Origin of the sequence: Pigmentiphaga sp. YJ18 (assembly GCF_038066655.1) — a bacterium.
Taxonomy (GTDB): domain Bacteria; phylum Pseudomonadota; class Gammaproteobacteria; order Burkholderiales; family Burkholderiaceae_B; genus Pigmentiphaga.
In genome coordinates this window covers 1-24,332 of record NZ_JBBUKU010000006.1, presented here as the reverse complement: position 1 = coordinate 24,332, position 24,332 = coordinate 1, and the positions used below count along the sequence as shown (strand labels likewise).

At 68.7% G+C, this 24,332-nt stretch carries 23 protein-coding genes and 1 pseudogene; 12 read left to right on the top strand and 12 right to left on the bottom strand.

The window, feature by feature from the left end:
• Positions 1-74 precede the first annotated feature (74 nt).
• The 3 genes from WKR98_RS26885 to WKR98_RS26875 are packed head-to-tail and all read left to right on the top strand — an operon-like array spanning position 75 to position 2,722.
• Positions 75-1,034: a Bug family tripartite tricarboxylate transporter substrate binding protein gene (locus WKR98_RS26885; RefSeq protein WP_124690991.1), complete on the top strand. Its 960-nt coding sequence runs from the start codon at positions 75-77 to the stop codon at positions 1,032-1,034.
• A gap of 4 nt (positions 1,035-1,038) precedes the next feature.
• Positions 1,039-2,385, top strand: coding sequence for an acyclic terpene utilization AtuA family protein (locus WKR98_RS26880; RefSeq protein WP_341435159.1), 1,347 nt, complete (start codon positions 1,039-1,041; stop codon positions 2,383-2,385).
• Positions 2,386-2,410: 25 nt separating this feature from the next.
• On the top strand, positions 2,411-2,722 hold the full coding sequence (locus tag WKR98_RS26875) for an AtuA-related protein (RefSeq protein WP_124690989.1): 312 nt from the start codon (positions 2,411-2,413) through the stop codon (positions 2,720-2,722).
• Positions 2,723-2,735: 13 nt separating this feature from the next.
• On the opposite strand, the gene WKR98_RS26870 is transcribed toward WKR98_RS26875, so the two are convergent.
• The 4 genes from WKR98_RS26870 to ggt form a co-directional block, all read right to left on the bottom strand.
• A complete protein-coding gene (locus WKR98_RS26870) occupies positions 2,736-3,191 on the bottom strand; it encodes a hypothetical protein (protein ID WP_341435158.1) in 456 nt (151 codons plus the stop codon).
• Positions 3,192-3,221: 30 nt separating this feature from the next.
• On the bottom strand, positions 3,222-5,525 hold the full coding sequence (gene mdoH, locus WKR98_RS26865; protein WP_305037039.1) for a glucans biosynthesis glucosyltransferase MdoH: 2,304 nt from the start codon (positions 5,523-5,525) through the stop codon (positions 3,222-3,224).
• Between the two features lie 4 nt (positions 5,526-5,529).
• On the bottom strand, positions 5,530-7,074 hold the full coding sequence (locus WKR98_RS26860; protein WP_124692473.1) for a glucan biosynthesis protein G: 1,545 nt from the start codon (positions 7,072-7,074) through the stop codon (positions 5,530-5,532).
• A gap of 232 nt (positions 7,075-7,306) precedes the next feature.
• Positions 7,307-9,079, bottom strand: a complete 1,773-nt coding sequence (gene ggt, locus WKR98_RS26855; RefSeq protein WP_341435156.1) for a gamma-glutamyltransferase — start codon at positions 9,077-9,079, stop codon at positions 7,307-7,309.
• Positions 9,080-9,183: 104 nt separating this feature from the next.
• Here ggt and WKR98_RS26850 point away from each other — a divergent pair, with 104 nt between their 5' ends.
• Complete coding sequence (locus WKR98_RS26850) at positions 9,184-9,882, top strand: response regulator transcription factor (protein ID WP_124692472.1); 699 nt, start codon at positions 9,184-9,186, stop codon at positions 9,880-9,882.
• Positions 9,882-11,195 (top strand): sensor histidine kinase, encoded by a 1,314-nt coding sequence (locus tag WKR98_RS26845; RefSeq protein ID WP_124690985.1) that lies wholly within the window; start codon positions 9,882-9,884, stop codon positions 11,193-11,195. Before WKR98_RS26850 ends, WKR98_RS26845 begins: the two co-directional genes overlap by 1 nt.
• A gap of 3 nt (positions 11,196-11,198) precedes the next feature.
• Here the strand turns inward: WKR98_RS26845 and fghA are convergent, their stop codons facing one another.
• The 4 genes from fghA to WKR98_RS26825 all read right to left on the bottom strand — a co-directional run bounded on the left by fghA (position 11,199) and on the right by WKR98_RS26825 (position 14,770).
• Positions 11,199-12,044 (bottom strand): S-formylglutathione hydrolase, encoded by an 846-nt coding sequence (fghA, locus tag WKR98_RS26840; protein WP_341435155.1) that lies wholly within the window; start codon positions 12,042-12,044, stop codon positions 11,199-11,201.
• Between the two features lie 189 nt (positions 12,045-12,233).
• A complete protein-coding gene (locus WKR98_RS26835; protein ID WP_341435154.1) occupies positions 12,234-13,070 on the bottom strand; it encodes an amidohydrolase family protein in 837 nt (278 codons plus the stop codon).
• Positions 13,071-13,073: 3 nt separating this feature from the next.
• Positions 13,074-13,895, bottom strand: a complete 822-nt coding sequence (locus WKR98_RS26830; RefSeq protein ID WP_341435153.1) for an HpcH/HpaI aldolase family protein — start codon at positions 13,893-13,895, stop codon at positions 13,074-13,076.
• Positions 13,892-14,770: a tripartite tricarboxylate transporter substrate-binding protein gene (locus WKR98_RS26825; protein WP_341435152.1), complete on the bottom strand. Its 879-nt coding sequence runs from the start codon at positions 14,768-14,770 to the stop codon at positions 13,892-13,894. Before WKR98_RS26825 ends, WKR98_RS26830 begins: the two co-directional genes overlap by 4 nt.
• Positions 14,771-15,066: 296 nt before the next feature.
• On the opposite strand from WKR98_RS26825, the gene WKR98_RS26820 reads away from it, so the two are divergent.
• Positions 15,067-15,846, top strand: coding sequence for an IclR family transcriptional regulator (locus WKR98_RS26820; protein WP_130362241.1), 780 nt, complete (start codon positions 15,067-15,069; stop codon positions 15,844-15,846).
• 7 nt (positions 15,847-15,853) lie between these two features.
• Here the strand turns inward: WKR98_RS26820 and WKR98_RS26815 are convergent, their stop codons facing one another.
• Positions 15,854-16,426: a carboxymuconolactone decarboxylase family protein gene (locus WKR98_RS26815; RefSeq protein WP_341435151.1), complete on the bottom strand. Its 573-nt coding sequence runs from the start codon at positions 16,424-16,426 to the stop codon at positions 15,854-15,856.
• Positions 16,427-16,429: 3 nt separating this feature from the next.
• A complete protein-coding gene (locus tag WKR98_RS26810; protein WP_341435150.1) occupies positions 16,430-17,452 on the bottom strand; it encodes a WD40/YVTN/BNR-like repeat-containing protein in 1,023 nt (340 codons plus the stop codon).
• Positions 17,453-17,546: 94 nt separating this feature from the next.
• Between WKR98_RS26810 and WKR98_RS26805 the strand changes: the two genes are divergently transcribed.
• On the top strand, positions 17,547-18,503 hold the full coding sequence (locus WKR98_RS26805) for a Bug family tripartite tricarboxylate transporter substrate binding protein (protein ID WP_341435149.1): 957 nt from the start codon (positions 17,547-17,549) through the stop codon (positions 18,501-18,503).
• Between the two features lie 90 nt (positions 18,504-18,593).
• Complete coding sequence (locus WKR98_RS26800; RefSeq protein ID WP_341435300.1) at positions 18,594-20,141, top strand: acetolactate synthase large subunit; 1,548 nt, start codon at positions 18,594-18,596, stop codon at positions 20,139-20,141.
• Between the two features lie 28 nt (positions 20,142-20,169).
• Here the strand turns inward: WKR98_RS26800 and WKR98_RS26795 are convergent, their stop codons facing one another.
• Complete coding sequence (locus tag WKR98_RS26795; protein ID WP_341435148.1) at positions 20,170-20,799, bottom strand: NIPSNAP family protein; 630 nt, start codon at positions 20,797-20,799, stop codon at positions 20,170-20,172.
• Between the two features lie 79 nt (positions 20,800-20,878).
• Between WKR98_RS26795 and WKR98_RS26790 the strand changes: the two genes are divergently transcribed.
• The 4 genes from WKR98_RS26790 (at position 20,879) to WKR98_RS26775 (ending at position 24,202) form a co-directional block, all read left to right on the top strand.
• A complete protein-coding gene (locus tag WKR98_RS26790) occupies positions 20,879-21,991 on the top strand; it encodes an NADH:flavin oxidoreductase/NADH oxidase (RefSeq protein ID WP_341435147.1) in 1,113 nt (370 codons plus the stop codon).
• 57 nt (positions 21,992-22,048) lie between these two features.
• The gene (locus WKR98_RS26785; RefSeq protein ID WP_341435146.1) at positions 22,049-22,747 is read left to right on the top strand and encodes a maleate cis-trans isomerase family protein; all 699 of its coding nucleotides are present in this window, start codon (positions 22,049-22,051) and stop codon (positions 22,745-22,747) included.
• An 82-nt stretch (positions 22,748-22,829) separates the two neighbouring features.
• Positions 22,830-23,813, top strand: a complete 984-nt coding sequence (locus WKR98_RS26780) for a tripartite tricarboxylate transporter substrate binding protein (RefSeq protein WP_341435145.1) — start codon at positions 22,830-22,832, stop codon at positions 23,811-23,813.
• On the top strand, positions 23,810-24,202 hold the full coding sequence (locus WKR98_RS26775) for a cupin domain-containing protein (protein WP_341435144.1): 393 nt from the start codon (positions 23,810-23,812) through the stop codon (positions 24,200-24,202). The genes WKR98_RS26780 and WKR98_RS26775 overlap by 4 nt, the downstream gene beginning before the upstream one ends.
• A 1-nt stretch (position 24,203) precedes the next feature.
• On the opposite strand, the pseudogene WKR98_RS26770 reads toward WKR98_RS26775, so the two are convergent.
• A pseudogene (locus tag WKR98_RS26770) lies at positions 24,204-24,332 on the bottom strand (S-(hydroxymethyl)glutathione dehydrogenase); the annotation flags it as partial.

The window sequence follows — 24,332 nt, the reverse complement described above, 5'->3', positions numbered from 1 at the left end:
TAAATCAATATGATAAATGCACTTCTCATATCAAGACCGTCTCCCTACACTGGTCCGAAAAACCCGGAGACGCCATGAAAACCCGCCTGATCCCGTTTGTCGTGCTCGCCTGCTCGCTGGCCGGTCCCGCCTCGGCCCAGACCTATCCCTCGCAACCGATACGCATGGTGGTGCCGTTCGCCGCCGGCAGCGGCACCGACCAGGTGGCCCGCGTGCTGGGCCAGGCCATGACGGCGGCGGCCAACGTCACGGTGGTGATCGAGAACAAGCCCGGCGCCAATGGCTTCATCGCGGCCCAGGCGGTCGCGTCGGCCGCGCCCGACGGCTATACGATGCTGCTGACGACCAACACCACGCACGCGGCCAACCAGCATCTGTTCAAGCATCTGCCCTACGATCCGGTCAAGGACTACACCCCGGTCGCGCTGCTGCGCAAGGGCTACCAGATCATGGTGGTGCGCGCCGATTTCCCGACGCGCGACGTGGCCGATTTCATCGCGCTCGCGCGCAAGCAGCCGGGCAAGCTCAACTTCGGCAGCGGCAGTTCGTCCAGCCAGGTGGCGGGCGAGCTGTTCAAGCAGATGGCCAACGTCGAGCTGACCCACGTGCCCTACAAGAGCAACCCGCAGGCGCTGAACGATCTCATGGGCGGCCAGATCGACGTGGTGTTCGTCGACACCACTTCGGCGATCACGCTGGTCAAGAGCGGCAAGCTGCGCGCGCTGGCGGCGACCCGTCCAAGCCGCCTGTCCATGCTGCCCGAGGTGCCGACGCTGGACGAGGCCGGACTCAAGGGCTACGAGATGTCGTACTGGACCGCCGCCTATCTGCCGCGCGGCGCATCCAAGGAGGTCACGGCCACGCTCAACAAGTTGTTGATCGACGCCGTGCATTCGCCCGAGATGGCGCAGTTGATGGCCAAGACCGGAACCGAGGTCTCCACCAGTTCGCCGGCGGAGCTGGCCACCTTCCAGGCGGCGGAGTCGGACAAATGGGCCCGCATCATCCGCGCGGCCAACATCCAGCCGGAGTGAACCCATGACCAAGACGCGCGTGCGCATAGGCGCCGGTGCGGGATTTTCCGACGACCGGTTCGAGCCGGCGCTCGAGCTGGCCGAGCGCGGCGAGCTGGACTACCTGGTCTTCGAGTGCCTGGCCGAACGGACCATCGCGCGCGAGACGCTGTCCCGCATCAAGGATCCCGAGACGGGCTACACGCCCTACATGCGGGACCGCCTGCGCATGGTGCTGCCCGCGTGCATGCAGGCGGGCATACGCATCGTGACCAACATGGGCGCGGCCAATCCGCTGGGCGCGGCGCGCGTCATCCGGCGCGACGCGCTGTCGCTGGGGTTGCCGCCGCCGGTGGTGGCGGCGGTGGTGGGCGACGACGTGACCGAGATCGTGCGCGCGCATCCCGAGCTTCGGCTGCTGGATACCGGCGAGCCCGTGGAATCGCTGTTGCCGCGCATGGCCGCCGCCAATGCCTACCTGGGCGCGGACATCGTGCGCGAGGCCCTGGCCCGCGATGCGCAGATCGTGGTGACGGGGCGCGTGGCGGATCCGTCGATGTTCGTGGGCTGCATGCTGCACGGACTGGGGTGGTCCTATGACGATTATTCCCGCCTGGCCGCCGGCACCTTCACCGGCCACCTGCTGGAGTGCGCGGCGCAGGTGACCGGGGGCTGTTTCGCCGACCCCGGGAAGAAGGACGTGCCGGACATGGCCCGCATCGGCTTTCCCTATGCCGACGTCGACGCCGACGGGTCGGTCCGGCTCGGCAAGGTCGCGGGCTCGGGCGGCCGCCTGGACGTGGCGACCTGCACCGAGCAGGCGCTGTACGAGATCCATGATCCGGCGCGCTACATCACGCCCGATTGCGTGCTGGACATCACCGAGGCCGAGTTCGAGCAACTGGGCCCGGACCGCGTCGGCTTCCGGGGCACGCGCGCGGCGCCGCGCACCGACACCTACAAGGTCGTGGTGGGCTACCACGACGGCTGGATAGGCGAGGGCGAGGTCGGCTATGCCGGCCCCAACGCGCTGGCCCGGGCGCGCCTGTCCGAGCAGATCGTGCGCGAACGGCTGAAGCTGCGCGGTTTCTCGTATCCGGAAATCCGGGTGGACTACATAGGCATGAGCAGCCTGCACGGCATGGGGGCGGGACGCCCCGAGCCCTACGAGGTGCGATTGCGCGTGGCGGCGCGCAGCCCGGACAAGAAAGCCGCGCAGGCGGTGGGATTCGAGATGCGCACGCTCAACGTCAACGGCCCGGCGGGCGGAGGCGGAACGCTGGAGGCGCTGCGCGAAGTCATCGGCGTGCGTTCGCTGCTGCTGCCGCGCCATCTGGTCCACCCCGAGGTCGTCATCGAGGAGCGGCCGTGAACGAACAGAACTGGAGGAGCGTGCCGTGAGCACCAAGGTCCACGAACTGGCCCACTCGCGCGCGGGCGACAAGGGCAATACCTCGAACGTCTCGGTCATCGCCTACGACCAGCCGGCCTGGGACATCCTGCGCCGCGAACTGACCGAGGAGCGCGTCATGCGCGCCTACGCGCACCTGGCCAGCGGGCCGGTCACGCGCTATGAGCTGCCGCGCCTGCGCGCGCTGAACTTCGTCATCGAAGGAGCCCTGGGCGGCGGCGTGACGATCTCGCTGGCGCGCGACGCGCACGGCAAGACGCTGTCCTACCTGATGCTGGACATCGACCTGCCGGTGTAAGGGGGAACGGCCTTCAGTGATTGATGGCCGTGATCTTCACGTCGTTGCGCTTGCCCACGCCGCCGAACCAGATCTCGCCCGAGCCGACGGAGATACCCTGCCAGTTGGCGAAGAGTTCGGAATAGGTCTGCCGGGACACGGCATCCTTGACCTTGGGCGTGATGATCCTGTCGTAGTCCGCGATGAAGTGGCCGGCATCGCGTATGGTCACCGCCTTGCCTTCCACGCGGGTCCGGAAAGGATAGTCGGCCATCGCGGCAACCGCCGCCTTGTCCCCGGCCGCGACGGCCTGCTTCAGCTTGTCGAAGAAGCCGCGGTAGGACGCGTGTTCGCCGAACAGCGTATCGAGCCGCGCATCCATGTCGGCCGCGGTCTGCGCCTGCGCCGCGCCGGCGCCCAGGGCGATGAAGGCCGCCAGGCATGCGCCCAGCAGTTGCCGCGTCACCGTCTTTCGTTTTCCGTCTTGCATGGCAGCGTCCAGGACAGGAGGAAGGGGGGCTCAGGCCGCGCGGGCCTGGGCCGCGGGTTGGGCCAGGGCCCGGTGTACACGGGCCAGGACTTCGGGGTCGTCCAGCAGCCGCATGCGCTTGAGATCCGGCAGACGCTCGGGATGCGTCTCCAGGACCTCGTCGACCAGCTGCGTGCGGGCCGCCTCGATCAGCGGATGGCCGGGCAGGTGGCGGCCGGTGGCGAAGGCCCGGGCCAGCGCATTGGTGGCGGGATCCGTCAGCGCGTCCATGAAGCCGGGAGCGGGGCGGGCCTGGTTTTCCTCGTTGTAGCGCGCGGTGTCGTGCAGTTCGCGCGGCGGGGACGTTTCCTCGGGGATGCAGAACAGTCCGTCGTCGAAGGCGCCGCGCCCCAGGCTGACCCGGCTGGACATCACCGACAGCGGGATGGCCAGCAGCAGCGACGCCAGGATGGGGATCATCCACCACAGGAAGTTCGGATTCAGCCAGGCGACCAGCAGGCCCCAGCACACGCCCAGCAGCGTCTGCAGGCCGTGGCGGCGGAAGGCTTCGCGCCAGGGCGTCTCGTTGTTGGCGCGGGCCGGCGATTTCCATTGCACTTTCCAGCCCAGGAACGCCGCCACGACGAAGCGGGTATGGAACAGCATGCGGATCGGCGCCAGCAGCATGGAGAACAGCACCTCCAGCAGCATGGACCACAGGAGCTTGCCGGACCCCGCGTAGCCACCCGCGCCTTTCACCCACGCCAGCAGCACGCTCAGTATCTTGGGCAGGAACAGCAGCACCGCCGTGGTCGAGAACAGCGCGATGGCTTCCTCGGGATGCCATTGCGGCCAGATCGGGAACAACTGGTGCGGCGTCACGAAATACTGCGGCTCGGTCAGCGTGTGGACCGCCAGCAGCGCGGTGGACAACGCCAGGAACAGGAACCACAGCGGCGCCGACAGGTAGGACATGACGCCGGTCAGGAACACGGCGCGGTGCACCGGGTGCAGGCCCTTGATCAGGAACAGCCGGAAGTTCATCAGGTTGCCCTGGCACCAGCGCTGGTCGCGCTGCAATTCGTCCAGCAGGTTGGGCGGCAGTTCCTCGTAACTGCCCGGCAGGTCGTAGGCGATCCAGACGCCCCAGCCCGCGCGCCGCATCAGCGCGGCCTCGACGAAGTCGTGCGACAGGATGGCGCCGGCGAAGCTGCCCTTGCCGGGCAGCGGGGCCAGCGCGCAATGCTGGATGAAGGGTTCCAGGCGGATGATGGCGTTGTGCCCCCAGTAGTGGGATTCGCCCAGTTGCCAGAAGTGCAGGCCGGCAGTGAAGAGCGGGCCGTAGACCCGGGTGGCGAACTGCTGCACGCGCGCGTACAGGCTGTCCATGCCCGAGGCGCGCGGCGCGCTCTGGATGATGCCGGCCTCGGGGTTGGCGTCCATCAGCACCACCAGGCGCTTGAGGCATTCGCCGCTCATCACGCTGTCGGCGTCCAGCACGACCATGTAGTCGTACTCGCCGCCCCAGCGCCGGCAGAAGTCATCGATGTTGCCGCTCTTGCGCTTGACGCGCCGCCGGCGCCGCCGGTAGTGGATGCGGCCGAAGCCCTCGACCGTCTTGCACAGCTCGACCCAGGCGCGCTGTTCCTGCACGCAGTTGTCCGGCTTGTAGCTGTCGCTCAGGATGAAGAAGTCGAACTTGTCGAGCACGCCGGCCCGCGCGACCGACTCGTAGGTCGCGCGCAGCCCGGCGAACACCCGGCCCACGTCCTCGTTGCAGATGGGCATGACGAGGGCGGTGCGGGTGCCGGCCGAGATGGGAACGCCCTCGGCCACGGTGGCCGAGATGCTGTAGCGGTCGCGCCCCATCAGCAATTGCAGGAAGCCCATCAGCGCGGTCCAGAAGCCGGCCGAGACCCAGCAGAACAGCAGCGCGAACAGCAGCAGGATCGCCACTTCCAGGATCTGTCCGCCCTGGTAGGGCAGGACGGCCTTCATGTACCAGGTGGCGACGGCGGTCTGCGCCACCACGGCCACCAGTAGGGTCAGCCTGCGCAGCCTGCCGGCGATCTTCCAGCGCGGCTCGGGCGGGCGCGCGAGCCGTTCGGCCCGCGTCTTGTGCATCCGGCCCTGCACGCGGCGCCAGCCGCGCACGAAGGGATTGGTGACCCAGGGTTCGGGCACCATGGACGAGCGCTTGATGGCCGGCGCGGTCTGTATGCAGACGCGTCCGGCTTCGTCGCGGTGGACGACGCCGTATTCGTCCAGTTCGGGGCCGTAGGCCTCCAGCAGGGTCCGTTCCTGGGTCTCGGCCTCGCTCGCGCGCAGGGCGTCTTCTTCGATCGCTGCGGACATGGGATCACTCACCCGTTTCATAGCCTGGCAGCTGGTAGCTCCAGGTCTCGGAAACGGGGTTCTGCCCGTTGACCAGGCCGGCCCGCATCTCGACCGGCTTGGCCGGATCCTTGACCTTGATCCGCAGCGTGACGCGCCATCCGCCGGTGACCGGGTTGCGGCGCAGGCTGTTCTCGAGCACGTCGGCATTGCCGCCGGTGGAGAAGTTCAGAGAGACCGGCAGCGGCGGGTCCTTGGGTTTGGCCGGCGCCGGAGCGGAGAAGTCGATCAGGAATGCGGTGCTGCCGTCGGGGCGGCGGATCAGGTCGGTGCCGCGCGTCTCGCCCACCGAGCGCCGCGTCTGCAGGACGCGGGCCAGCTTGGGATCCTGCAGCGCGGCTTCGTTGCGCGTCCAGCGCAGCGTGTAGTTCATTTCCAGCGCGGTGCCGGGCTTGGGCTGGTGTTCGGGCACCCAGAACGCGACGATGTTGTCGTTGGTTTCATCCGCGGTCGGGATCTCGACCAGCTCCACCCGGCCCTTGCCCCAGTTGCCCGTGGGTTCCACCCAGAGCGTCGGGCGCAGGTCGTAGCGGTCGTCCAGGTCCTCGTACTGGCGGAAGTCCCGGGCCCGCTGCTGCAAGCCGAAGCCGCGCGGATTCTCGACCATGAACGAGCTGTTGGCCAGGCGGCGCGGGTTGTTCAGCGGCCGCCAGAGCCATTCGCCGTTGCCGGCGTGGAAGGCCAGGCCGTCGGAATCGTGCAGCTCGGGCCGGTAGTTGGGGCTGCTCGAAGGCTGCGTCGCGCCATAGAGATACATGCTGGCCATGCTGGCGATGCCGAGCTTGGCGACCGGGGCGCGCAGGTAGACGCGCGAGCGGACCTCGACCAGGGTGTCCTCGCCCGGGGTGATGGTGAACCGATAGGCGCCGGTGGCGCGGGGCGAATCCAGCAGGGCGTAGATCACGACGTGTTTGTCGCTGTTGGCCGGGCGGGCGATCCAGAACTCGCGGAAGCGGGGGAATTCCTCGCCCGAGGGCACGGCGGTATCGATGGCCAGTCCCCGCGCCGAGACGCCGTAGACCTGGCCCTTGCCGACCACGCGGAAGTAGCTGGCGCCCAGGAAGGACGCGAGTTCGTCGTCGCGCTTGGCCGGATCGTTCAGCGGATAGAGGATGCGGAAGCCGGCGAAGCCCAGGCCGCGCAGCAGCTTGGGATCGACCTGGCGCGGGCCGAAGTCGAAGTCGGCGGGATCGTACTTGATCTCGCGAACGCCTTCGGCATCGATCTCGTTGATCTTGACCGGAAGGTCGAAGGCCATGCCCGGGTGATGGAAGGCGATCTGGAACGCGGTACGGCCGTCGGCCCACAGATACTTGTCGCGCTTGGGCTGGATCTGCTGGTATTCGGCGTACTTGAGGTCGCGCAGTTCCTTGGGAAGCTGGCTCGTGGGCGCCTTGTATTTCTCGCCGGAGAGTTCCTTGGCGCGGCGGGCGACATCGAAGAAATCGAAGGCGCTGGCGGGGGCGGCGGCCAGGAGGCCGGCCGACAAGGCCAGGGCCGAGAGAAGCATGCGGGCGGCGAGCGAGCGCACCCCTGCGGAAGAAAGGGAGTTGTCAGTCACGGATCTTGGACGTCCGGCGTGGCCTGGAATGCTGAAACGGAGATTCTAGAGGGTATGGCCGCCCCTAGGGGGCTCCGGCGGCATACATGTACTACTGGATGTAGCCATGCGGCGCCAACCGGACCAGAATGGACGCCATTTTCACCAAATTGGTTCCCCGGCGCCCGGTTGGGGCGCGCGCCTAGCGCCCCGATGCGGTGCCTTCGCGCCGCGGATCGGCGCCGGCCCGCAGCAGTCCGTTGCTCAGGACCTCGATGCCGTGCAGGCCGCTGGGCATGGCCGAGACGGCCACGGGGTGCCCCATGGCGCGCAGCGCGGGGACCAGGCTTTCCAGGCGGGTATCGCTTTCCAGTTCCGTGGCATGGTTGCGGCTGCCGTAGTGCGGCAGGTCGATGGCGGTCTGGATGTCCAGGCCCCACGTCAGATTGGCCAGCAGCGTCTGGGCCACGTAGTTGGCGATGGCGCTGCCGCCCGGCGAACCCGCCACCAGCCGCAGCCGCGGGACCTCGCCGCCTGCGCGCAGCACGATGGTGGGCGCCATGGTGCTGCGCGGGCGCTTGCCGGGCTCGACCCGGTTGGCCACCGGCACGCCATGGTCGTCGCGCGGCGACAGCGCGAAGTCGGTCAATTCATTGTTGAGCAGGAAGCCGCCCACGAGGATCTTGCTGCCGAAGGCCTGCTCGATCGTGGACGTCATGGCCACCGCGTTCCCCTGGGCATCGACGATGGACAGGTGGGTGGTCGAGGGCAGCGCGGGCGTGTCGTCGACGCCATGGCGGGCCAGCGCGCCGCGCACGGGTTCCCCCGGCAAGGCCCGGCCCATCGAACGGTCGGCCGAGATCAGCGCCGCGCGCCGGGCCAGGTAGGCCGGATCCAGCAGGGCGGCCACCGGCACGTCCACGAAATCGGGATCGGCCACGTAGCGGTCGCGATCGGCATAGGCTAGCCGTCCCGCCTCGGAAAAGTAATGCACCGCGGCAAGCGATTCGGGCCGGGCCCGGGCGATGGGCGTGGCGTCCAGCAGCGCCAGCATCTGCAGCACGGCCAGTCCCCCGGACCCGGGCGGCGGCGCGCCGCACACCACATAGGTCCGGTAGGAGCCGCACAGCGCGGCGCGTTCGCGCGCCTGGTAGCGCGCCAGGTCCTCGGTCGACAGGTCGCCGGGCCGCGCATGGGCGCGTACCGCCTCGACCATGGCGCGGGCCAGCGGCCCGCGGTAGAAGGCGTCGGCGCCCTCGCGGGCGATGCGCATCATCGTGCGGGCGAGTTCGGGATTGCGCAGCCGTTCGCCCTCGCGCAGGGCCGAGCCGTCGGGGTGGAAGAAGTAGGCGCGGGCGGCGGGCTGGGCAGCCAGACGCTGGTTGTCGCGCAGCAGCGCGGCCAGGCGCTGCGAGACCGGGAAACCGTGCCGCGCGCGGTCGATGGCGTCGTCGAACAGCGACGGCCAGGGCAGCTTGCCATGCTGGCGGTGCGCCAGTTCCAGCGCCCGCAGCAGGCCCGGGACGCCGACCGACTTGCCGCTGTCGACGGCAAAGGCGAAGCGCATGGGCCGGTCGCCCCGCATGAAGCGCTCATCGTTCGCGGCGGCCGGGGCCGTCTCGCGGCCATCGAATACCGTGACCCGGTCCTGGCGGGCGTCGTAGTGGACCAGGAAGGCTCCGCCCCCGAGCCCGGAGGATTGCGGCTCGACCAGGCCCAGCATCATCTGCGCGGCGATGGCCGCGTCGACGGCGCTGCCGCCGCGCTCGAGCACGCGATAGGCAGCCTGCGTGGCGAGCGGGTGGGCGGTGGCCGCCATGAAGTGGCGGCTCATGACGGCCTGCTTGGGCTGGTAGGCGGTCTGCGCCTCGGGGTTGGCGTCGATGCCCGGGTCGGGCACGGCGGCCCGGACCGCCGAGGCGAGCGCGACGCAGGCCAGCCAGAGCAGGCGCGATGCGCGGACGAACGATGTCATGGATGAAGCTTCCTTGCGATGGCCTGGGGCCGGCCAGACCGCGACCTTACCATCGGCCGCGGCAAAGCGGCTTACACTTGGACACCCGTCCTTCCTCCGGTTTCATGAAGACGCCCCATCCCCGCGTGCTCGTCGTCGAAGACGACATGACGATCTCGGCCAATCTGTGCGCCTATTTCGAGGCCAAGGGCTACGTCGTCGACGTCGCCTACGACGGCCCGTCCGCGCTGTATCGGCTCGGGTCCGACGGCTTCGATGCCGTCCTGCTCGATATAGGCCTGCCCGGGCTGGACGGGGTCACGGTGCTGCATCGCCTGCGCGCGGAGCTGCATCAGGCCACGCCCGTGCTGCTGCTGACGGCGCGCGACGAACTGCAGCAGAAGCTCGACGCCTTCGCCCATGGCGCCGACGACTACGTCACCAAGCCCTACGCGCTGGCCGAGGTCGAGGCGCGCGTGCGCGCCTTGCTCAACCGCGCCTCGGGCCAGGTCGCCAATCCGGTGCGGCGTTTCGGCGCGCTGTCCTACGATGCCCGCACCCGCGAAGTGCACGTGGCGGAGCGGCCGGTGCGGCTCACGCCCAAGGCCAGCCGCATCGTCGAGGTGCTGATCCGCGATCCCGGCCGGGTAGTGTCGCGCGCCGACCTGGAGAGCGCCCTGTGGGGCACCGACGTACCGGAAAAGGATGCCTTGCGCAGCCAGATCCATCTGCTGCGCAAGGCCTTGTCCGAAGCAGGCTTCGATGGGCTGGAGACCGTGCACGGCGTGGGGTATCGCCTGTCCGGCGGCCCGGGGCGCGACTGATGGCCGGTCCCGCCATGCTCAAGCAGCGGGTCATCTGGGCGCTGACACTGGCCATCGCCTTGTTCGTGGCGGTGCAGGCCATCGTCGCCTATCTGGTGCTGGACAGGCAGGAAGACCGCATCGTCGACCAGATCGTGCTGACCGAGGCCGAGCGCCTGGTGCATCGCCTCGAGGCCGGCGAAATGGTCTGGACCGGCGGCGACATCCTGCTCGGCCCCAGCCTGCATGCATGGGTGGGAACGAACGGCGACGTGCCGCGCGTGCTGTCCCGGCTGGGCCCCGGGCAGTACCAGCTCAACACCGAGGGCGAGGTCTGGCACGTGGCGGTGGCCGATTCGGCGAAAGGGCGGGTGTACCTGCGCTACGATGCGACCGACAACGAGCACCGGGTCTACGAGTTCGGCGCCATCCTGCTGGGGCTCTGGCTGGCATGCACGCTGCTGGGATACTGGACCGCCCGCGCGCTGGCCGGCCGCGTGGTCGGCTCGATGGTGGAGGTGACCGATCGCATCGAGTCGTGGGCGCCTGGCAGCCCGGGCATGAAAGTCATGCGCAGCGACGAGGCGGGCCGACTGATCGAGGCCTTCAACCGCATGCAGGACAAGGTGGACCAATCCATCGCCCAGGAGCGCGAGTTCTCGGCCAACCTCAGCCACGAGATCCGCACGCCGCTGACCAGCATCCGGACCGACGCCGAACTGATCGCCCTGGAGTCCGAGCCGTCCGCGCAGGCCGGGCTGCGCCTGACGCGCATCGTCAGCGCGGTGGACGAGATCGCCTCCACGCTCGAGACGGCGCGCGCCATCAGCAGCGCGCAGGCGGGGCCGCGCACGGAAGTCGCGCTCCGGGCCTGCCTGGACGACGCCTGGAGCGGCCTGGCCGAGCGCGCGCACCGCGCCGGCCTGGTCCTGGTCAACGAGGTGCCCGAGGCGGCCATGGCCACGCTGGACCGCTACGGCCTTCTGATCGTGCTGCGCAACCTGGTGCGCAATGCCATCGACCACGCGGCCCCCGCCGTGCTGACCGCGACCTGGACCGGGGAGTGCCTGGCCCTGGCCGACAACGGCCCCGGCATTCCCGCCGCCGACCAGCCGTTCGTGTTCGAGCGCTACTACAGCGGCCGCCTGCGCGACAGCCAGGTGCCCGTGGCCGGGGACGCGGGCGTCCAGCGGGGGCTCGGATTGGCGATCGCCAAGCGGGTGTGCGACATCCAGGGCTGGCGGCTTACCGTGGCGTCCAGCACCGACGAACAGCACCGGGGCACCCGCTTCCTGCTGTGCTTCGGGGAAGGGGCGGCGCTGGTGGTGTCCTGAGGCTCAGGCGCCCAGCGCCTTGGCATGGAAGGCCATGTGGTCCTCCACGAACGTCGAGATGAAGTAGTAGCCGTGGTCGTAGCCCGCGTGGCGGCGCAGCTCCAGCGGCTGGCCGGCGTCGCGGCAGGCGGCCTCGAAGGCCTCGGGCCGCAGCTGCGGCTCCAGGAACTGGTCGGCCAGCCCCTGATCGACCAGGATGCCGCCGGGGAAGGGCTGGCGCGCGGTCCGCATCAACTCGGTCGCGTCGTACCGCTTCCAGGTTTCGCGGTCGGGGCCGAGATAGTTGCCGAAGGCCTTGTGGCCCCAGGGGCAATCGACCGGATGGGCGATGGGAGCGAAGGCCGACACCGAGCGGAACTTGTCCGGATTGCGCAGGGCCAGCACCAGCGCGCCATGGCCGCCCATGGAGTGGCCGAAGATGCCGGCGCGTGCCGGATCGCCCGGCAGTTCGGAGGTCACCAGCCCGAACAGCTCGTCCACGATGTAGCTGTACATCCGGTAGTGGCGATCCCAGGGCGCCTGGGTCGCGTCCAGGTAGAAACCGGCGCCGGCGCCGAAATCCCAGCTGTCGGTTTCGCCCGGCAGGCCCGCGCCGCGCGGGCTGGTATCCGGCGTCACCAGCATGATGCCGTGCTGCTGCGCGAACCGCTGCGCGCCGGCCTTGATCATGAAGGTTTCCTCGGTGCAGGTCAGTCCGGCCAGGTAGAACAGCACCGGCACGGGCCCCGCCTCGGCGTGCGTGGGCAGGAAGACCGAGAAACGCATCGGCAGGCCGATGGCGGAGGAGTCGTGGCGGTAGAAGCGCTGCTGGCCGCCGAAGCACTGGTGCAGGCTGATCAGTTCGGGCATGTGGAATCCTTGCGGCCGTCCGGCGCGGCGGCCGGCGGCGGGGCGATGAAACTTTCGGGATTGCTCGGGGCCGAGGCCTGCGGAAGCCTGCCGCCGGCCTGCACCCCGGCCCGCGAGGCTAACAGGAATCTTCGCCCATCGACAAGCCAGCCATCGGCGTGGCCTCGTTTCTTCCGTTCAGGCGGCCCGTCAGTCCGTTTCCCAGCCGTAGAGCCTGGCCGGCGTGGTGGCCAGGATCTGCCGCTGCAGCGCGGCATCGGGGATCCAGGACGTGAACAGCCTGAACAGGTCGGCCGAGCTGTTTTCCTGGAACGACAGGTGGGGATAGTCGCTGCCCCAGATCAGGTGGTCCGGCGCGGCCTCCAGCAGCGCATGGACCATGGGGGCGATGTCGCCGAAGCCGGGTGTCTTGGAGATGCGATAGCTGCCCGTGAGCTTGACGAAGCAAAGGCCGTCGCCATGGCGCAGGAAATCAAGCAGGGCCTGGAAGCCCGGCGCCCGGACCCCGTCGGCGGCCAGGTTCATGCCCAGGTGCGCGACGGTGAAGGGCAGCCGGAGCGAGGCCATGGTGGGCAGCAGTTCCCGCGTCAGCCAGCCGGGGCCGAGGAAGTCGAGCTGCCAGCCGGTGGCCGCGCAGCGGGCCTCCCAGCGCCGGATGCGCGGGATGAGGGTGTCGGCCAGGCCGGCGGCCGGCTGCGCGATGGGGTTCACGTTGATTCGTATGCCTCGCACGCCCAACTGGTGGAGGTCGGCCAGTTGTTCGTCGGGGACGTCGTCCGGCAGGTCCACGATGCCGCGGCAGTCGGGGCCCATGCGGCGCATGGCTTCCAGCATGCAGCGGTTGTCCTGGCCGTAGGCGCTGGGCTGTACGAAGACGTAGCGGGAGAAGCCCAGTGCCCGGGCTTCGGCAAGATAGTCCTCCAGGTCCGCCTGCGGCGGGTCGTAGCGCAGCTTGCCGGCGTACGGATAGCGGTCCGCGGGGCCGAAGACATGGAAATGGGTATCGCAGGCGTGAGGAATGGTCATGAGTCAGGATGGGTCCGAAGAGGAGGGCGGATGCGCCAGGGCCTGGCGGATGTCCGCCGCGTCCTTGCGCGCGGCCGCCATGAGATAAGTCACGTCGCTGCCTGCGATCAGGAAGCGGGCGCCCAGCGCCACCAATCGCTTCTGCAGCGCGAGGTCGCTTCGTATGCCGCCTATGCCCAGGGTCTTGCCGTGCCGGTGGCAAGCCGCGGCGACAGTCTCGTATGCCTTGAACAGGTCGGGATGGTGCAGTTGCCCGGGAATGCCCATGGCGGTGCATAGATCGTTGGAGCCGATCAGCAGCATGTCCACGCCGTCCACGGCGGCGATCTCGTCGGCGCGGGAAATCGCCCCGGGCGATTCCAGCATCATGATCATCAGCGTTTCGCCGTTGACGCGCGCGGTCAGGCTGGCAGCGTCCTGCGGCCGGTAGAACGTTCCGAGCGTGGGGCCCATGACCGAGCGGGTGCCGGCCGGAGGGTAGCGGCCCGCCCGTGCGGCCGTCCGGGCCTGGTCCGCAGATTCGATACCGGGCAGCAGCACGCCCTGGGCGCCGCCGTCCAGCACGCGCTGCAGGAGGTCCATGTCCAGGCCCGGCAGGCGAACCAGCGGCGCGATTCCGGCCGCCAGCGCTCCGGTGCACAGGGCCGAGACGGCATCGAGCCCTATCGTGCTGTGTTGCATGTCGACGTAGACGGCGTCGAAGCCGCAGGCGGCCGCCATCATGGAGATGTCGGCCGTCCTGGCCTGCCGAAGTGCCATGCACAGCGCGAGTTCCTGGCGCTGCATCCTGTCCTTCAGCGGGGAGGTCTGGGTATTCGTCATCATTGGGCCTCGATGTGCGCGCGGGCGATGACATCCTTCCAAGTGGTGATTTCCTCCGCCACGCGTTGCTTGAATGCCGCGGCCGGTGCCACGACAGTCGTCACGCCGGCGGCCGCGAAGGTCTTGGCCACCCGGTCGGTCTTGACTGCCTTGCCGACTTCCTGGTTCATGCGCTCGACGATGGCGGCGGGCACGGCGGCGGGTGCCATCACGCCGAACCAATACATCATGCCGTACTCCGGATAGCCGGCTTCGGCGAAGGTGGGGACGTCCGGCAGCATGGGGTTGCGCTGCTTGCCGCTGACGGCCAGCGCGAACAGGCGCTTGCCGTTGATGTGCTGGACCGTGGAGCCCACGCTGCCGATGCCGACGTCGATGCGGTCGGCGGCGATTTCGGTCATGGCTTCGGCGACTCCCTTGAAGGGTACGTGAACCATCTTCAGTCCATTCTGCAGAAGAAAGGCTTCCATGGCCAGATGCGCCGACGACCCCTGGCCGCCCGAGCCGAAGTTCAAGGTACCGGGGTTCTTGCGCGCGAATTCGACCATGTCGCGCAGCGTGCGCGTCTTCAAGCCGTTGCGCGCAGCCAGGACGGCAGGCGCGTCGGCGACCAGGGCCACCTGGGTAATGTCGGAGGAAGGATGGTAGGGCAGCGACTTGTACAGGGCCGCCGAGACCGCGAACGAGTTATCGGTGAGAAGGAAGGTATAGCCGTCGGGCGCGGCTTTCGCGACCGCGTCGGTGCCGATGGTGCTGCCTGCGCCACCGCGATTCTCGATGACGAACGGCTGTCCCAACTGGTTGCCCAGTTCCACGGCGACGGCCCGGGCCGCGGTGTCGGTAAACGATCCGGGGGCGAAGGGAACGATGATCTTCACCGGCCTGGCGGGCCAAGGCGCCTGGGCCCATGAAAGATTACCGAACTGTAGAATGAATAGAAGGAATGCGACGGCCGCTTTGTTCATGGGCGTGGGTCTCCGTGAGTCGTTCTTGGGGGCGTGCGATGCGCGCCGTGCCGGCTGGCAGGCCAGGGTGTGCGCCCTTTCGGTACGGCCGGTGAAGAGGGAGGGCGGCCTGTCGTATTCTTCGCCGGATTCTTGCATGGAATCGTTAATTTGTACATCAATATGAGAAACTTTCGTTTTTTTGCGGTCCCGCGGAAGGCAGACGGGTCATGAGCAGTCTGGACAAGATGTTGAGCCTGCTGGATGTGTTCACGCCCGCGGCGCCGGTATGGACGACGGAGGACCTGATCCGCTATTCCGGGGCGCCGGCCTCGACCTGCTACCGGTATCTGAAGACGCTGCATTCGGTGGGCTTGCTGGCTCGGGTGGCCAACGGTTCCTATGTGCTGGGCCCGCGCATTCCGGAAATGGACCGGACGATGAGGCTGTGCGATCCGGTCTACATCGCGGGCTCGCCCGTGATCCAGCAACTGACTGAGGAGACGGGGCACAGCTCGCTGCTGTGCATCCTGTTCAGCGAGTCCATCATGTGCGTGCAGCAGGCGCTGGGCAAGCATGCGCCGCCCGAGCTGTTCAGCCGGGGGCAGCGCCGTCCGCTGGTGGCGGGAGCGTCAGCCAAGATCATCCTGGCCTATCTGCCGCTGCACCAGTTGCGGGTGATCTTCACCAAGCATCGCAAGAGCATCGCCGCCGTGGGACTGGGCGCGGACTGGGAGCGCTTCAAACAGGCGCTCAAGCAGATACGCCAGGCCGAATACGCGATGACCACGGGCGAGTACAACGCGGGCATCGTGTCCATCGCCGCGCCTCTGTTCAATGGCGCGGGCGACGTGCTGGGCAGCCTGGCGGTCGCCGCGTCCACGTCGCATGTGGACCCGGTGGCGTTCGGCGCCATCGCCGACCGGGTGATCGAGGCCGGACGGGAGGTGTCGCGGCGGATCGCCAGCGCGCCCAACGTCGTCGCGCTGCCGGCCAGGGCCGTGGGGTGAACGGAACCTAGGGCCGGCGCTTCGGCGGAAGCGGTGCGGGCGTGCCGTCGGGCAGCGGAATGCGCGCGGTGTTCAGGACCATGGCCAGGAGGCCGTAGTAGCCGCAAAGGGCCAGCAGGTCCAGGACGCCCCGTCTGCCGTAGCGGTGCAGGATGGCGTCGTAGGCGCGCTGGCCAGGTTCGCCGGCGCGCAGCAACTCGGTGCAGAAGTCGCAGGCGGCTCGTTGTTCGTCCGGCATGCCGGGCAGCGGCTTCCCATGGGCGATGGCGTCGATGACGGCGGGGTCCAGCGCCGTCGTGTTCAACGCGATGCGCTGGTGGGCGAACCACTCGTACTGGCAGTCCCAATGCCGGGCGGTGATGAGCACCGCCAGCTCGATCAACTCGGGCGGCAGGCCCGTGCCGAATCGCAGGTGCTCGCCCAGTTGCTGAAGGTGGTCGGCCAAGTCCGGATGGTGCAGCAGCGCCAGGAACGGCCCCTTGACCTCGCCGCGGGGGCCGGCGGCGATGCTGGCCGCCACCTCCTGCTGGCGCGGATCCATCTGTTCGAGGGGAATGCGGGGAAAACGCGGTTCTTGCATGGCTCAATTCCTGACGGTGATGGAGTGGGCCGGGCGGTCGGGGGGAATGTCCGCCACGCGCCAGTGCAGGGCGCGGATCTCGCCGAATTCGTGCGGCAGGCGCTCCCACCGTTCGCCGCCGTCGACGCTGCGGAACAACTGGCCGAGGTTGGTGCAGGCGAACAGCAGCATCGGATCGGACGGATGTGTCGCGACGCACCACAGGGTGCTGTTGAACCGGCCCGGCAGCGGTACCGCGTGCCAGGTGTCGCCATGGTCCGTGCTGCGCATCAGGCAGGCATCGCTGCCCGGGGGGCCGTTGCCGTTGGTCAGGAACACGATGCGATCGGTGTCCGCGCGGGGCACCACGGCGCGGGTGTATTGCCACGGGGAATCGAGCTGCTGGTACGTCCAGTGTCCGCCGTCGTCATCGCTGCGGTGCAGCCCGCGATTAGTGGTGGCCAGGATCGTGCGCGTTCCGCCGGGCTTTCTCAGCACCGCGATGCCGTGGACGTCCAGCGATACCAGTCCCTCGTTCCTGGCTACCCAGGTGCGGCCGCGGTCGCCGCTGCGATAGATGCCGCCGATCTCGATCGTGGCCCAAAGCACGTCGGGCTCGACGGGGTCGACCAGGATCTGGGTGACGCGTGTCGGGCCCTGGTTGATGGGCGAGAAGGCGGCCGCGCCCGGCAGCTCGAACGCCCGCCATGATGCGCCGCCGTCTTCCGAGCAGTAGACCGCCGCGGGCCGTCCGCCGGCGTAGATGACGGCAGGATCGACGGGCGACTGCGCCAGCGCCCAGACGTCCTCCAGCGGTGACGGCACGGCGGTCCAGCGGGTCGTCGATTCGTCCCAGCGATAGATGCCCATGTCGGTCCCCGCATGCAGGATGTCCGGCCTGGCGGGGTGGCTGCTGAACGTCCAGACGCGGGCTTCGAGATACATGCCCGAATGGCTGTTGGGGTGAAGCCAGGTTTCGCCTCGGTCTTCGCTGAACCAGGCGGAGTGGCCGGCCGTGCCCGCATAGATTTCGATACGCCTCGACATCCCCGTTTGCCTCCTCGATGAACCAGATTCGCAGTATATCTTTTCCGTAAAAATATACTACTATGTAAGAAATTTTTATTATTCGGAGACGGCGATGAAACGGATTCTGGCAGTCATGGCGCTCATCGTGGTAGCCGGCGCGCCCGCGCTGGCGGCCTACCCCGAGCGTCCGGTGCGCATCATCATCGGCTTTCCTCCCGGTGGGGCGATCGATACCATCGCCCGGCTGATGGGGCCGCCGCTGGCCGAGAGGCTGGGCCAGCCTGTGGTGATCGAGAACAAGCCCGGGGCCGGCGGCGTGGTGGCCGCGCAGGGGGTGGCCAGGGCCGACGCCGACGGCTATACCGTGCTGATGGGAACGATGGGCAACCTGAGCATTACGCCGGTGCTGACGAAAGACCTCAGCTACGACATGGAGAAAGACTTCGCCCCGGTCACCGTGGTCGCCTCCTCGGGTTTCGTGCTGTATGTGAACCCCGCGTTCCCGGCCCGGACCGTGGGCGAACTGATCGCCTATGCCAAGGCGAACCCCGGCAAGGTCAATTTCTCGTCCAGCGGCAACGGCGGGCTGCCGCACATGGCGGGGGAGCTGTTCAATTCCGCCACCGGGCTGAAGCTGACACACGTTCCCTACAAGGGCAGCACGCCCAGCGTCAACGATGTGATCGCCGGGCAGGTGCAGATGACCTTCGAGGCGACGGCCATCGGCCTGCCGTTCGTCCAGGCCGGACGCCTACGCGTGCTGGCCACCACCGGCGACCAGCGGCTGGCCGTCTTTCCCGACGCGCCGACCGTGGCCGAGACCCTGCCGGGCTTCAGCGTCACCAACTGGTTCGGCATGGTGGTGCCGGCCCGGACGCCGCAGGACAGGATCGACCGCCTGCAAAAGGAAATCGCCGTCGTGCTGGCTCGCCCGGAAATCAAGGAGCGCCTGGATGCGTTGGGGGTTGCCGTGGTGGCCAGTCCTCCGGCGGCGGCCGGGCGCTTCATGCAGGAAGAGCGCGCGCGCTGGGCGAAAGTGATCCGGGATGCGAACATCACGGCGAATTGACCGGAATCCGCAGGAACGCCGCAGCCGCCGTCGAAAGGGCGGGCGCGGCGCGATCATGAACGTTTCGTTTCCATGGGGTAGTGCCGCATGATGAATGGCGCCGAGTCGCTTGTCAGAACCCTTCTCGCGTCCAACGTGGACGTCTGTTTCGCCAATCCCGGGACGTCGGAGATGCATTTTGTCGCCGCGCTCGACCGGGTGCCCGGCATGCGATGCGTGCTGGGCCTGTTCGAGGGCGTGGTGACGGGCGCGGCCGACGGCTACGCGCGCATGGCCGGCCGGCCCGCCTCGACCCTGCTGCACCTGGGGCCTGGCCTGACCAATGGCATGGCCAATCTGCACAATGCGCGCAAGGCCCGGTCGCCCATCGTCAATATCGTGGGTGAACACGCGAGCGATCACCTGCAATACGAAAGCCCGCTGCGCAGCGACGTTCCCGGCGCGGCGGCCCTGGCTTCCGACTGGTGGCGGGTGGGCGGCGCGGGTCACGGCATCGCCCGGGACGCCGCCGATGCCGTGACCGCCGCGCGCAGCCAGGATGGGCAGATCGCGACGCTCATCCTGCCCGCCGATACCGCCTGGAGTCCCGGCGGCGAACCGGTGGCGGCCGCCGAGCCGCCTGCCCTGGCGCGGGCATCGGCCGAAGGGATGCGCCGGGCCGTCGAGGCCCTGCGTTCCGGTCGGCGCTGCGCCCTGCTGGTGACCGGCCGAGCGCTGGAAGAGGCCGGCCTGCCCGTGGTAGCCCGGTTGGCCGGCGCCGGCATCCGCGTCTTGGCCTCGCAGTCGAACCGCCGGGTCGCGCGGGGGCGCGGCCGGCTGGCGGTTCCGCGGGTGCCGTTCGCCGTGGATCAGGGCGTGGCGGCGCTGGCGGGGATAGAGGCGCTGGTCCTGGTGGGCAGCCATCCGCCCGCGGCTTTCTTTGGCTATCCGGGCAAACCGCGCTTGCTGACGCCCGCCGGTTGCGAGATCCAGACCCTGGTCGAGCCGGGAGGCGATGCCCTGCATGCGTTGGCCTGGCTGGCCGACGAACTGGGCCTGCCGGGCAAGGCCCGGCCCGTTCCGGCGACCGAGGCGCCCACGCTGCCCGCCGATGGCCGGCTCGATGCCGACACCGTGATGCAGACGATGGCGGCGCTGCTGCCCGAGCACGCCATCCTGTGCGACGAGTCCGTGTCGTCGGGCCGTTCGCTGTTCCGGTTCACCGACGGCGCGGCGCCGCACGATTACCTGCAGATCACCGGCGGCGCCATCGGCTCTGGCCTGCCGATGGCCACGGGAGCGAGTGTTGCCTGCCCGGACTGCAAGGTGGTCTGCTTCGAGGGCGACGGCAGCGGCATGTACACGCTCCAGGCGCTGTGGACCCAGGCACGCGAGCGGCTGGACGTGGTGACCATCATCCTGGCCAATCGCAGCTACCGGATCCTGCAGGGCGAATTGAAGGGCGTGGGCATCGACCAGCCCGGCGAACAGGCGCACAGGATGCTGGACCTAGTCGGTCCGGAACTGGACTGGGTGGCGCTGGCGCGCGGGCAGGGCGTCGACGCGGTGGCGGTGGACACCGTATCGGGCCTGGCGGATGCCTTTCGCGGCGCATGCGCCCGGCGCGGTCCGTTCCTGATCGAGGCGCGCATACCCTGATGCCCGGGCCGTCGTTCCCGCCGCGCCGTCAGCGCAGCGGGGAGTGGGGGGCGGCCAGCATCAGGCTCGATTCGATGCGATCGACCAGATCGCCATGCCGCGCAAGGAAGGCGCGCCATCGGTCCTGCGCCAGCGACGCGGCCAGGCGCGCGCCCACGTCGTGGTAGGCCAGGATCTGCACGACTTCGTTCAGCCGCCCGGCAAGCGTGGTCCAGATGCCCACGGAAACGACCGCCTCGGCATCGGGGTGCGTGTCGCGCAGCAGGGTCGCAAATTCGGCGGCCTTGCCCACCTTGGTACGGATGAGCCGCGTCTCGTAGACGTTGTGGTCCGTGTCCGCCGGCCGCGCCATCGGCGTCACGGCCTCCATCAGCCGGATCTCCTGCTCCTGCATCAGCGGATGCACCTTGGCCACGTAGTCGTCGCGCCATGCCGGCAGGGCGGCGAGCCGCGCGCGCACGGCTTGCCGTGCCTGCAGATCGTCGTGTTGCCAGAGATTGAAGACACGATGAGCCGAGCCGATTTCGCCGAACCAGAAACCGAGCAGTCTGCCGTAGGCGTCGCCGCGTACGGGGACGGCGACTTCCTCGGCCAGCCGCAGGTACTCGGCCAGGCCGCCGGGGGCGACGGTGTAGATGCGCAGTTCGTCGATGGGCATGGCAGCGTCGCTCCCGTCATTTATTGACAAAATTTCCCAAATTATAAGATAATTTTTAAAAACTGAGGCAGGCTGACTCATGACCGCACTCTTTTCTCCGCTCGCGCTGGGTGGCATGGAGCTTCCCAACCGGATCGCCGTGTCGCCCATGGCCCAGTACAGCAGCGCGCCGGACGGCTGTGCCAGCGACTGGCATCTGGTTCATCTGGGACAACTGTCGTACTCGGGCGCGGGACTGGTCATGACCGAAGCCACCGCGGTCGAGCCCGACGGTCGAGGGTCCCTGCAATGCCTGGGCCTGTATGGCGACGCGCAGGAACAGGCGCTCGGCCGCGTGGTCGACTTCTGCCGGCAGTGGGGCGGGGCCCGCCTGGGCGTCCAGTTGTCGCACACCGGGCGCAAGGGCTCCGTGCGCCTGCCCTGGGCGGGGCGCGGGCCGTTGCCGGTCGAGGAGGGCGGTTGGCATGTAGAGGCGCCGTCCGCGTTGGCCGCCGATGACGGCGGGCCGGTTCCCGCCGAACTCGACGAAGCCGGACTGCGGCGTATCGGGCAGGCATTCGTGTCGGCCGCCCGGCGCGCGGTGCGTGTCGGCTTCGACGTGGTCGAGCTGCATGCCGCGCATGGCTACCTGTTGCATCAGTTCCTGTCGCCCCTGTCGAACCGGCGTGACGACGGCTACGGCGGCGACGCCGGGCGCCGCATGCGCTTTCCGCTCGAAGTCGCGCAAGCCGTCAGGGCCGCCATCCCGTCCGACCGGGCGATGGGCGTGCGGATCAGCGCCAGCGACTGGGCCGAAGGCGGCTTCGGGCTGGACGAGGCGGTGGCCTTCGCCGGCGCCCTGAAGTCCATCGGATGCGACTACGTTTGCGTGTCCAGCGGCGGCCTGGTCGGGCACCAGCAGATCCGGGTCGTGCCGGAGTACCAGGTGCCGTTCGCCAGCGAGGTCCGCCAGCGGACGGGCATGGCGACCCGTGCGGTAGGCATGATCGCGCAGGCGCAGCAGGCCGACGCCATCGTGCGGTCCGGCCGTGCCGACTTCGTCGCCCTGGGACGGGCGATGCTCGACGACCCTCGGTGGGGGTGGCACGCGGCCGAAGTCCTGGGCGCCGCGGTCGTCTACCCCAAACCTTATACGCGCGCCGCCAGTGCCGCCTGGCCCGGCGCCAGGCTGGTCAGGCCGGGCGCCGCTTGAAAGCCGCAATGCGGCGGCGCACATCGGGCGCGGGCCGCGAACATGGAGATTCCGCCTATGGATGCGCATGCCTCGTCCGCGCCGTTGAAAGTCGGGTTGATGGTGCCGGCGAACAACACCACGATGGAAAAGGAGCTGACCGCCTGGCTGCCGGACGGGTCGCGCTGCGTGACCTTGCGCATCCCGCGCGGCGCGGGTCTGCTGACCCGGGAAACCCTGCCGCCCTACAAGGCCAGTGCGCTGGAGCTGGCGGCAACTTTTCCCGGGGACATCGACGTGGTGGCGTATGGCTGCACGGCGGCAGGCTTTATCGCCGGCCCCCAGGGCGAAGCGCAGTTGGCCGGAGAATTGGCCGCGATCACAGGCAAGCCGGTGGTCACCACCGCGCGGTCGATGGTGGCGGCGCTGCAAGCGGCCGGCGCTCGTCACATCGCGCTGGTCACACCCTATAGCGACGAGGTCAACCGCAATCTGGGCCTTTTCCTGGCCGAGGGCGGCATCGAGGCGCGCCGCGTCAGCAGTCTGGCCGCGGCCGACGTGGAAGCGTTGGGGCGCATCACCGCGTCGGAGGTGGCGGCACTGGCACGAAGCACCGTGGATGACAGTTGCGATGCGCTCTTCATCGCCTGCTCGCAACTGCCCACCTACGAGATTCTGGATTCCCTGCAGGCGGAGCTTGGCCGGCCCGCCTGGTCGTCGATCAAGGCCACCGCATGGCGGGCCTTGCAGGCCGTGGCGCAGGCGGCACGCCGGTAGAAAACCGGCGGTACAGAACAGAAGATTCATTGAGACAACCGCGATCGCGCCCGGTGCCGACGCGGACCACCAGGAGGGCATCATGAAGAGAGGCTTCAGGCAGTCGGCCGCGACCGTCTTCGCGGGCATGCTGGCATTCGCGGCGGGAGGGGCCGGCGCGCAGGGTTATCCCACCCAGCCGATCCGGCTCGTCGTTCCCTACAGCACCGGAGGCGTCACCGATATCACCGCGCGGCTGGTCGCGCCGTATGTTTCCGAGGCGCTGGGCCAACAACTGGTGATCGAGAACCGCAGCGGCGGCGCATCGATTCCGGGGTCCGAGGCGGTCGCGCGGGCGGAGCCGGACGGCTACACGCTGTTGCTGACCTCGACCGCGCTGGCGGCCAATCCCGTGCTGTTCAAGAAGCTGCCGTTCGACGCGCGCAAGGATCTCGCGCCGATCAGCCTGCTGGCCACCGTGCCTACGGTTCTGGTTGTGCCGACCGCGCTGCCGGCCAGGAACCTGAAGGAGTTCATCGCGCTGGCGAAGTCCCGCCCAGGAGGCCTGGACTACGGATCGGCCGGCTACGGCAGCGGCAACCATCTGACGACCGAAGTGTTCAAGAACGCGGCCGGCATCGACGCGCAGCACATTCCCTACAAGGGGGGCGGCGCGGTCATGGCGGACCTGGTGGGCGGCCAGGTGTCGTTCGTGTTCGCGGTGCTGCCCACCGCGTATCCCTTCATCACCAGCGGCAAGCTGCGCGCACTGGCCGTCAGCGGCGCCACGCGCAATCCCGCGCTGCCGGACGTGCCCACGGTGGCGGAGGCGGCTGCGTTACCTGGCTTCAGCATCCAGGAATGGATAGGCATTTTCGCGCCTGCTGGCACGCCGCGCGCGATCGTCGATCGGGTCAATGCCGCGACCGTCAAGGCGTTGCGGAATCCGGAGCTGATCGGCAAGCTGAACGGCCTGGGGCTGGAAGCGCGGGGTGGCCCACCTGAAGCGCTCAGGGACTACTTCATCGAAGAGAGCGACCGATGGGTGGCGCTGGCCAAGAAGGTAAAGCTGGACAAGGTCGAATGAGCGCCGCTTCCTCTCCGGCGCAGGCGCCCGCCGCCGAAGCCCGCGTCCGCGAACTGGCGGAGTTCCTGTGGGAGCAGTCGCCCGGCCATTTCGGGGGCGCGCTGTCCAAGATCCTGGTCAGTGCGCAGACGCCGGGGGCTCGCTACCTGGACCTGCGGCTGTCGAGCTACGAGCCCATGGCCTATGTGCAAAGCCATGTGCATGACGAGAAAGAGCAGATCTATTACTTCGTGGATGGCGAGGGGCTGCTCGAGCTGGGGCGGGAGCGGCAGGTCGTGCGCGGGGGCAGCTTCGTCCTCATTCCGCCCGGCGTGCCGCACGCGCTGCACAACACCGGGCTGGGAAATCTGGTCTTCCTGGTCGTCACGACCCCGACCGGGCCGCGCTGAGTCAGTACAGCACGACCGAGCGGATGGACTGCCCGCTCTTCATGAGGTCGAATCCCTCGTTGATGCGTTCGAGCGGCAGGGTGTGGGTGATGAGTTCGTCGATCTTGATCTTGCCGTCCATGTACCAGTC

Coding starts and splice junctions, on each gene's coding strand:
- WKR98_RS26885 (WP_124690991.1), top strand. CDS start 75: ATGAAAACCCGCCTGATCCCGTTTGTCGTGCTCGCCTGCTCGCTGGCC.
- WKR98_RS26880 (WP_341435159.1), top strand. CDS start 1,039: ATGACCAAGACGCGCGTGCGCATAGGCGCCGGTGCGGGATTTTCCGAC.
- WKR98_RS26870 (WP_341435158.1), bottom strand. CDS start 3,191: ATGCAAGACGGAAAACGAAAGACGGTGACGCGGCAACTGCTGGGCGCA.
- mdoH (WP_305037039.1), bottom strand. CDS start 5,525: ATGTCCGCAGCGATCGAAGAAGACGCCCTGCGCGCGAGCGAGGCCGAG.
- WKR98_RS26860 (WP_124692473.1), bottom strand. CDS start 7,074: ATGCTTCTCTCGGCCCTGGCCTTGTCGGCCGGCCTCCTGGCCGCCGCC.
- ggt (WP_341435156.1), bottom strand. CDS start 9,079: ATGACATCGTTCGTCCGCGCATCGCGCCTGCTCTGGCTGGCCTGCGTC.
- WKR98_RS26850 (WP_124692472.1), top strand. CDS start 9,184: ATGAAGACGCCCCATCCCCGCGTGCTCGTCGTCGAAGACGACATGACG.
- WKR98_RS26845 (WP_124690985.1), top strand. CDS start 9,882: ATGGCCGGTCCCGCCATGCTCAAGCAGCGGGTCATCTGGGCGCTGACA.
- fghA (WP_341435155.1), bottom strand. CDS start 12,044: ATGCCCGAACTGATCAGCCTGCACCAGTGCTTCGGCGGCCAGCAGCGC.
- WKR98_RS26835 (WP_341435154.1), bottom strand. CDS start 13,070: ATGACCATTCCTCACGCCTGCGATACCCATTTCCATGTCTTCGGCCCC.
- WKR98_RS26830 (WP_341435153.1), bottom strand. CDS start 13,895: ATGATGACGAATACCCAGACCTCCCCGCTGAAGGACAGGATGCAGCGC.
- WKR98_RS26820 (WP_130362241.1), top strand. CDS start 15,067: ATGAGCAGTCTGGACAAGATGTTGAGCCTGCTGGATGTGTTCACGCCC.
- WKR98_RS26815 (WP_341435151.1), bottom strand. CDS start 16,426: ATGCAAGAACCGCGTTTTCCCCGCATTCCCCTCGAACAGATGGATCCG.
- WKR98_RS26810 (WP_341435150.1), bottom strand. CDS start 17,452: ATGTCGAGGCGTATCGAAATCTATGCGGGCACGGCCGGCCACTCCGCC.
- WKR98_RS26805 (WP_341435149.1), top strand. CDS start 17,547: ATGAAACGGATTCTGGCAGTCATGGCGCTCATCGTGGTAGCCGGCGCG.
- WKR98_RS26800 (WP_341435300.1), top strand. CDS start 18,594: ATGAATGGCGCCGAGTCGCTTGTCAGAACCCTTCTCGCGTCCAACGTG.
- WKR98_RS26795 (WP_341435148.1), bottom strand. CDS start 20,799: ATGCCCATCGACGAACTGCGCATCTACACCGTCGCCCCCGGCGGCCTG.
- WKR98_RS26790 (WP_341435147.1), top strand. CDS start 20,879: ATGACCGCACTCTTTTCTCCGCTCGCGCTGGGTGGCATGGAGCTTCCC.
- WKR98_RS26785 (WP_341435146.1), top strand. CDS start 22,049: ATGGATGCGCATGCCTCGTCCGCGCCGTTGAAAGTCGGGTTGATGGTG.
- WKR98_RS26780 (WP_341435145.1), top strand. CDS start 22,830: ATGAAGAGAGGCTTCAGGCAGTCGGCCGCGACCGTCTTCGCGGGCATG.
- WKR98_RS26775 (WP_341435144.1), top strand. CDS start 23,810: ATGAGCGCCGCTTCCTCTCCGGCGCAGGCGCCCGCCGCCGAAGCCCGC.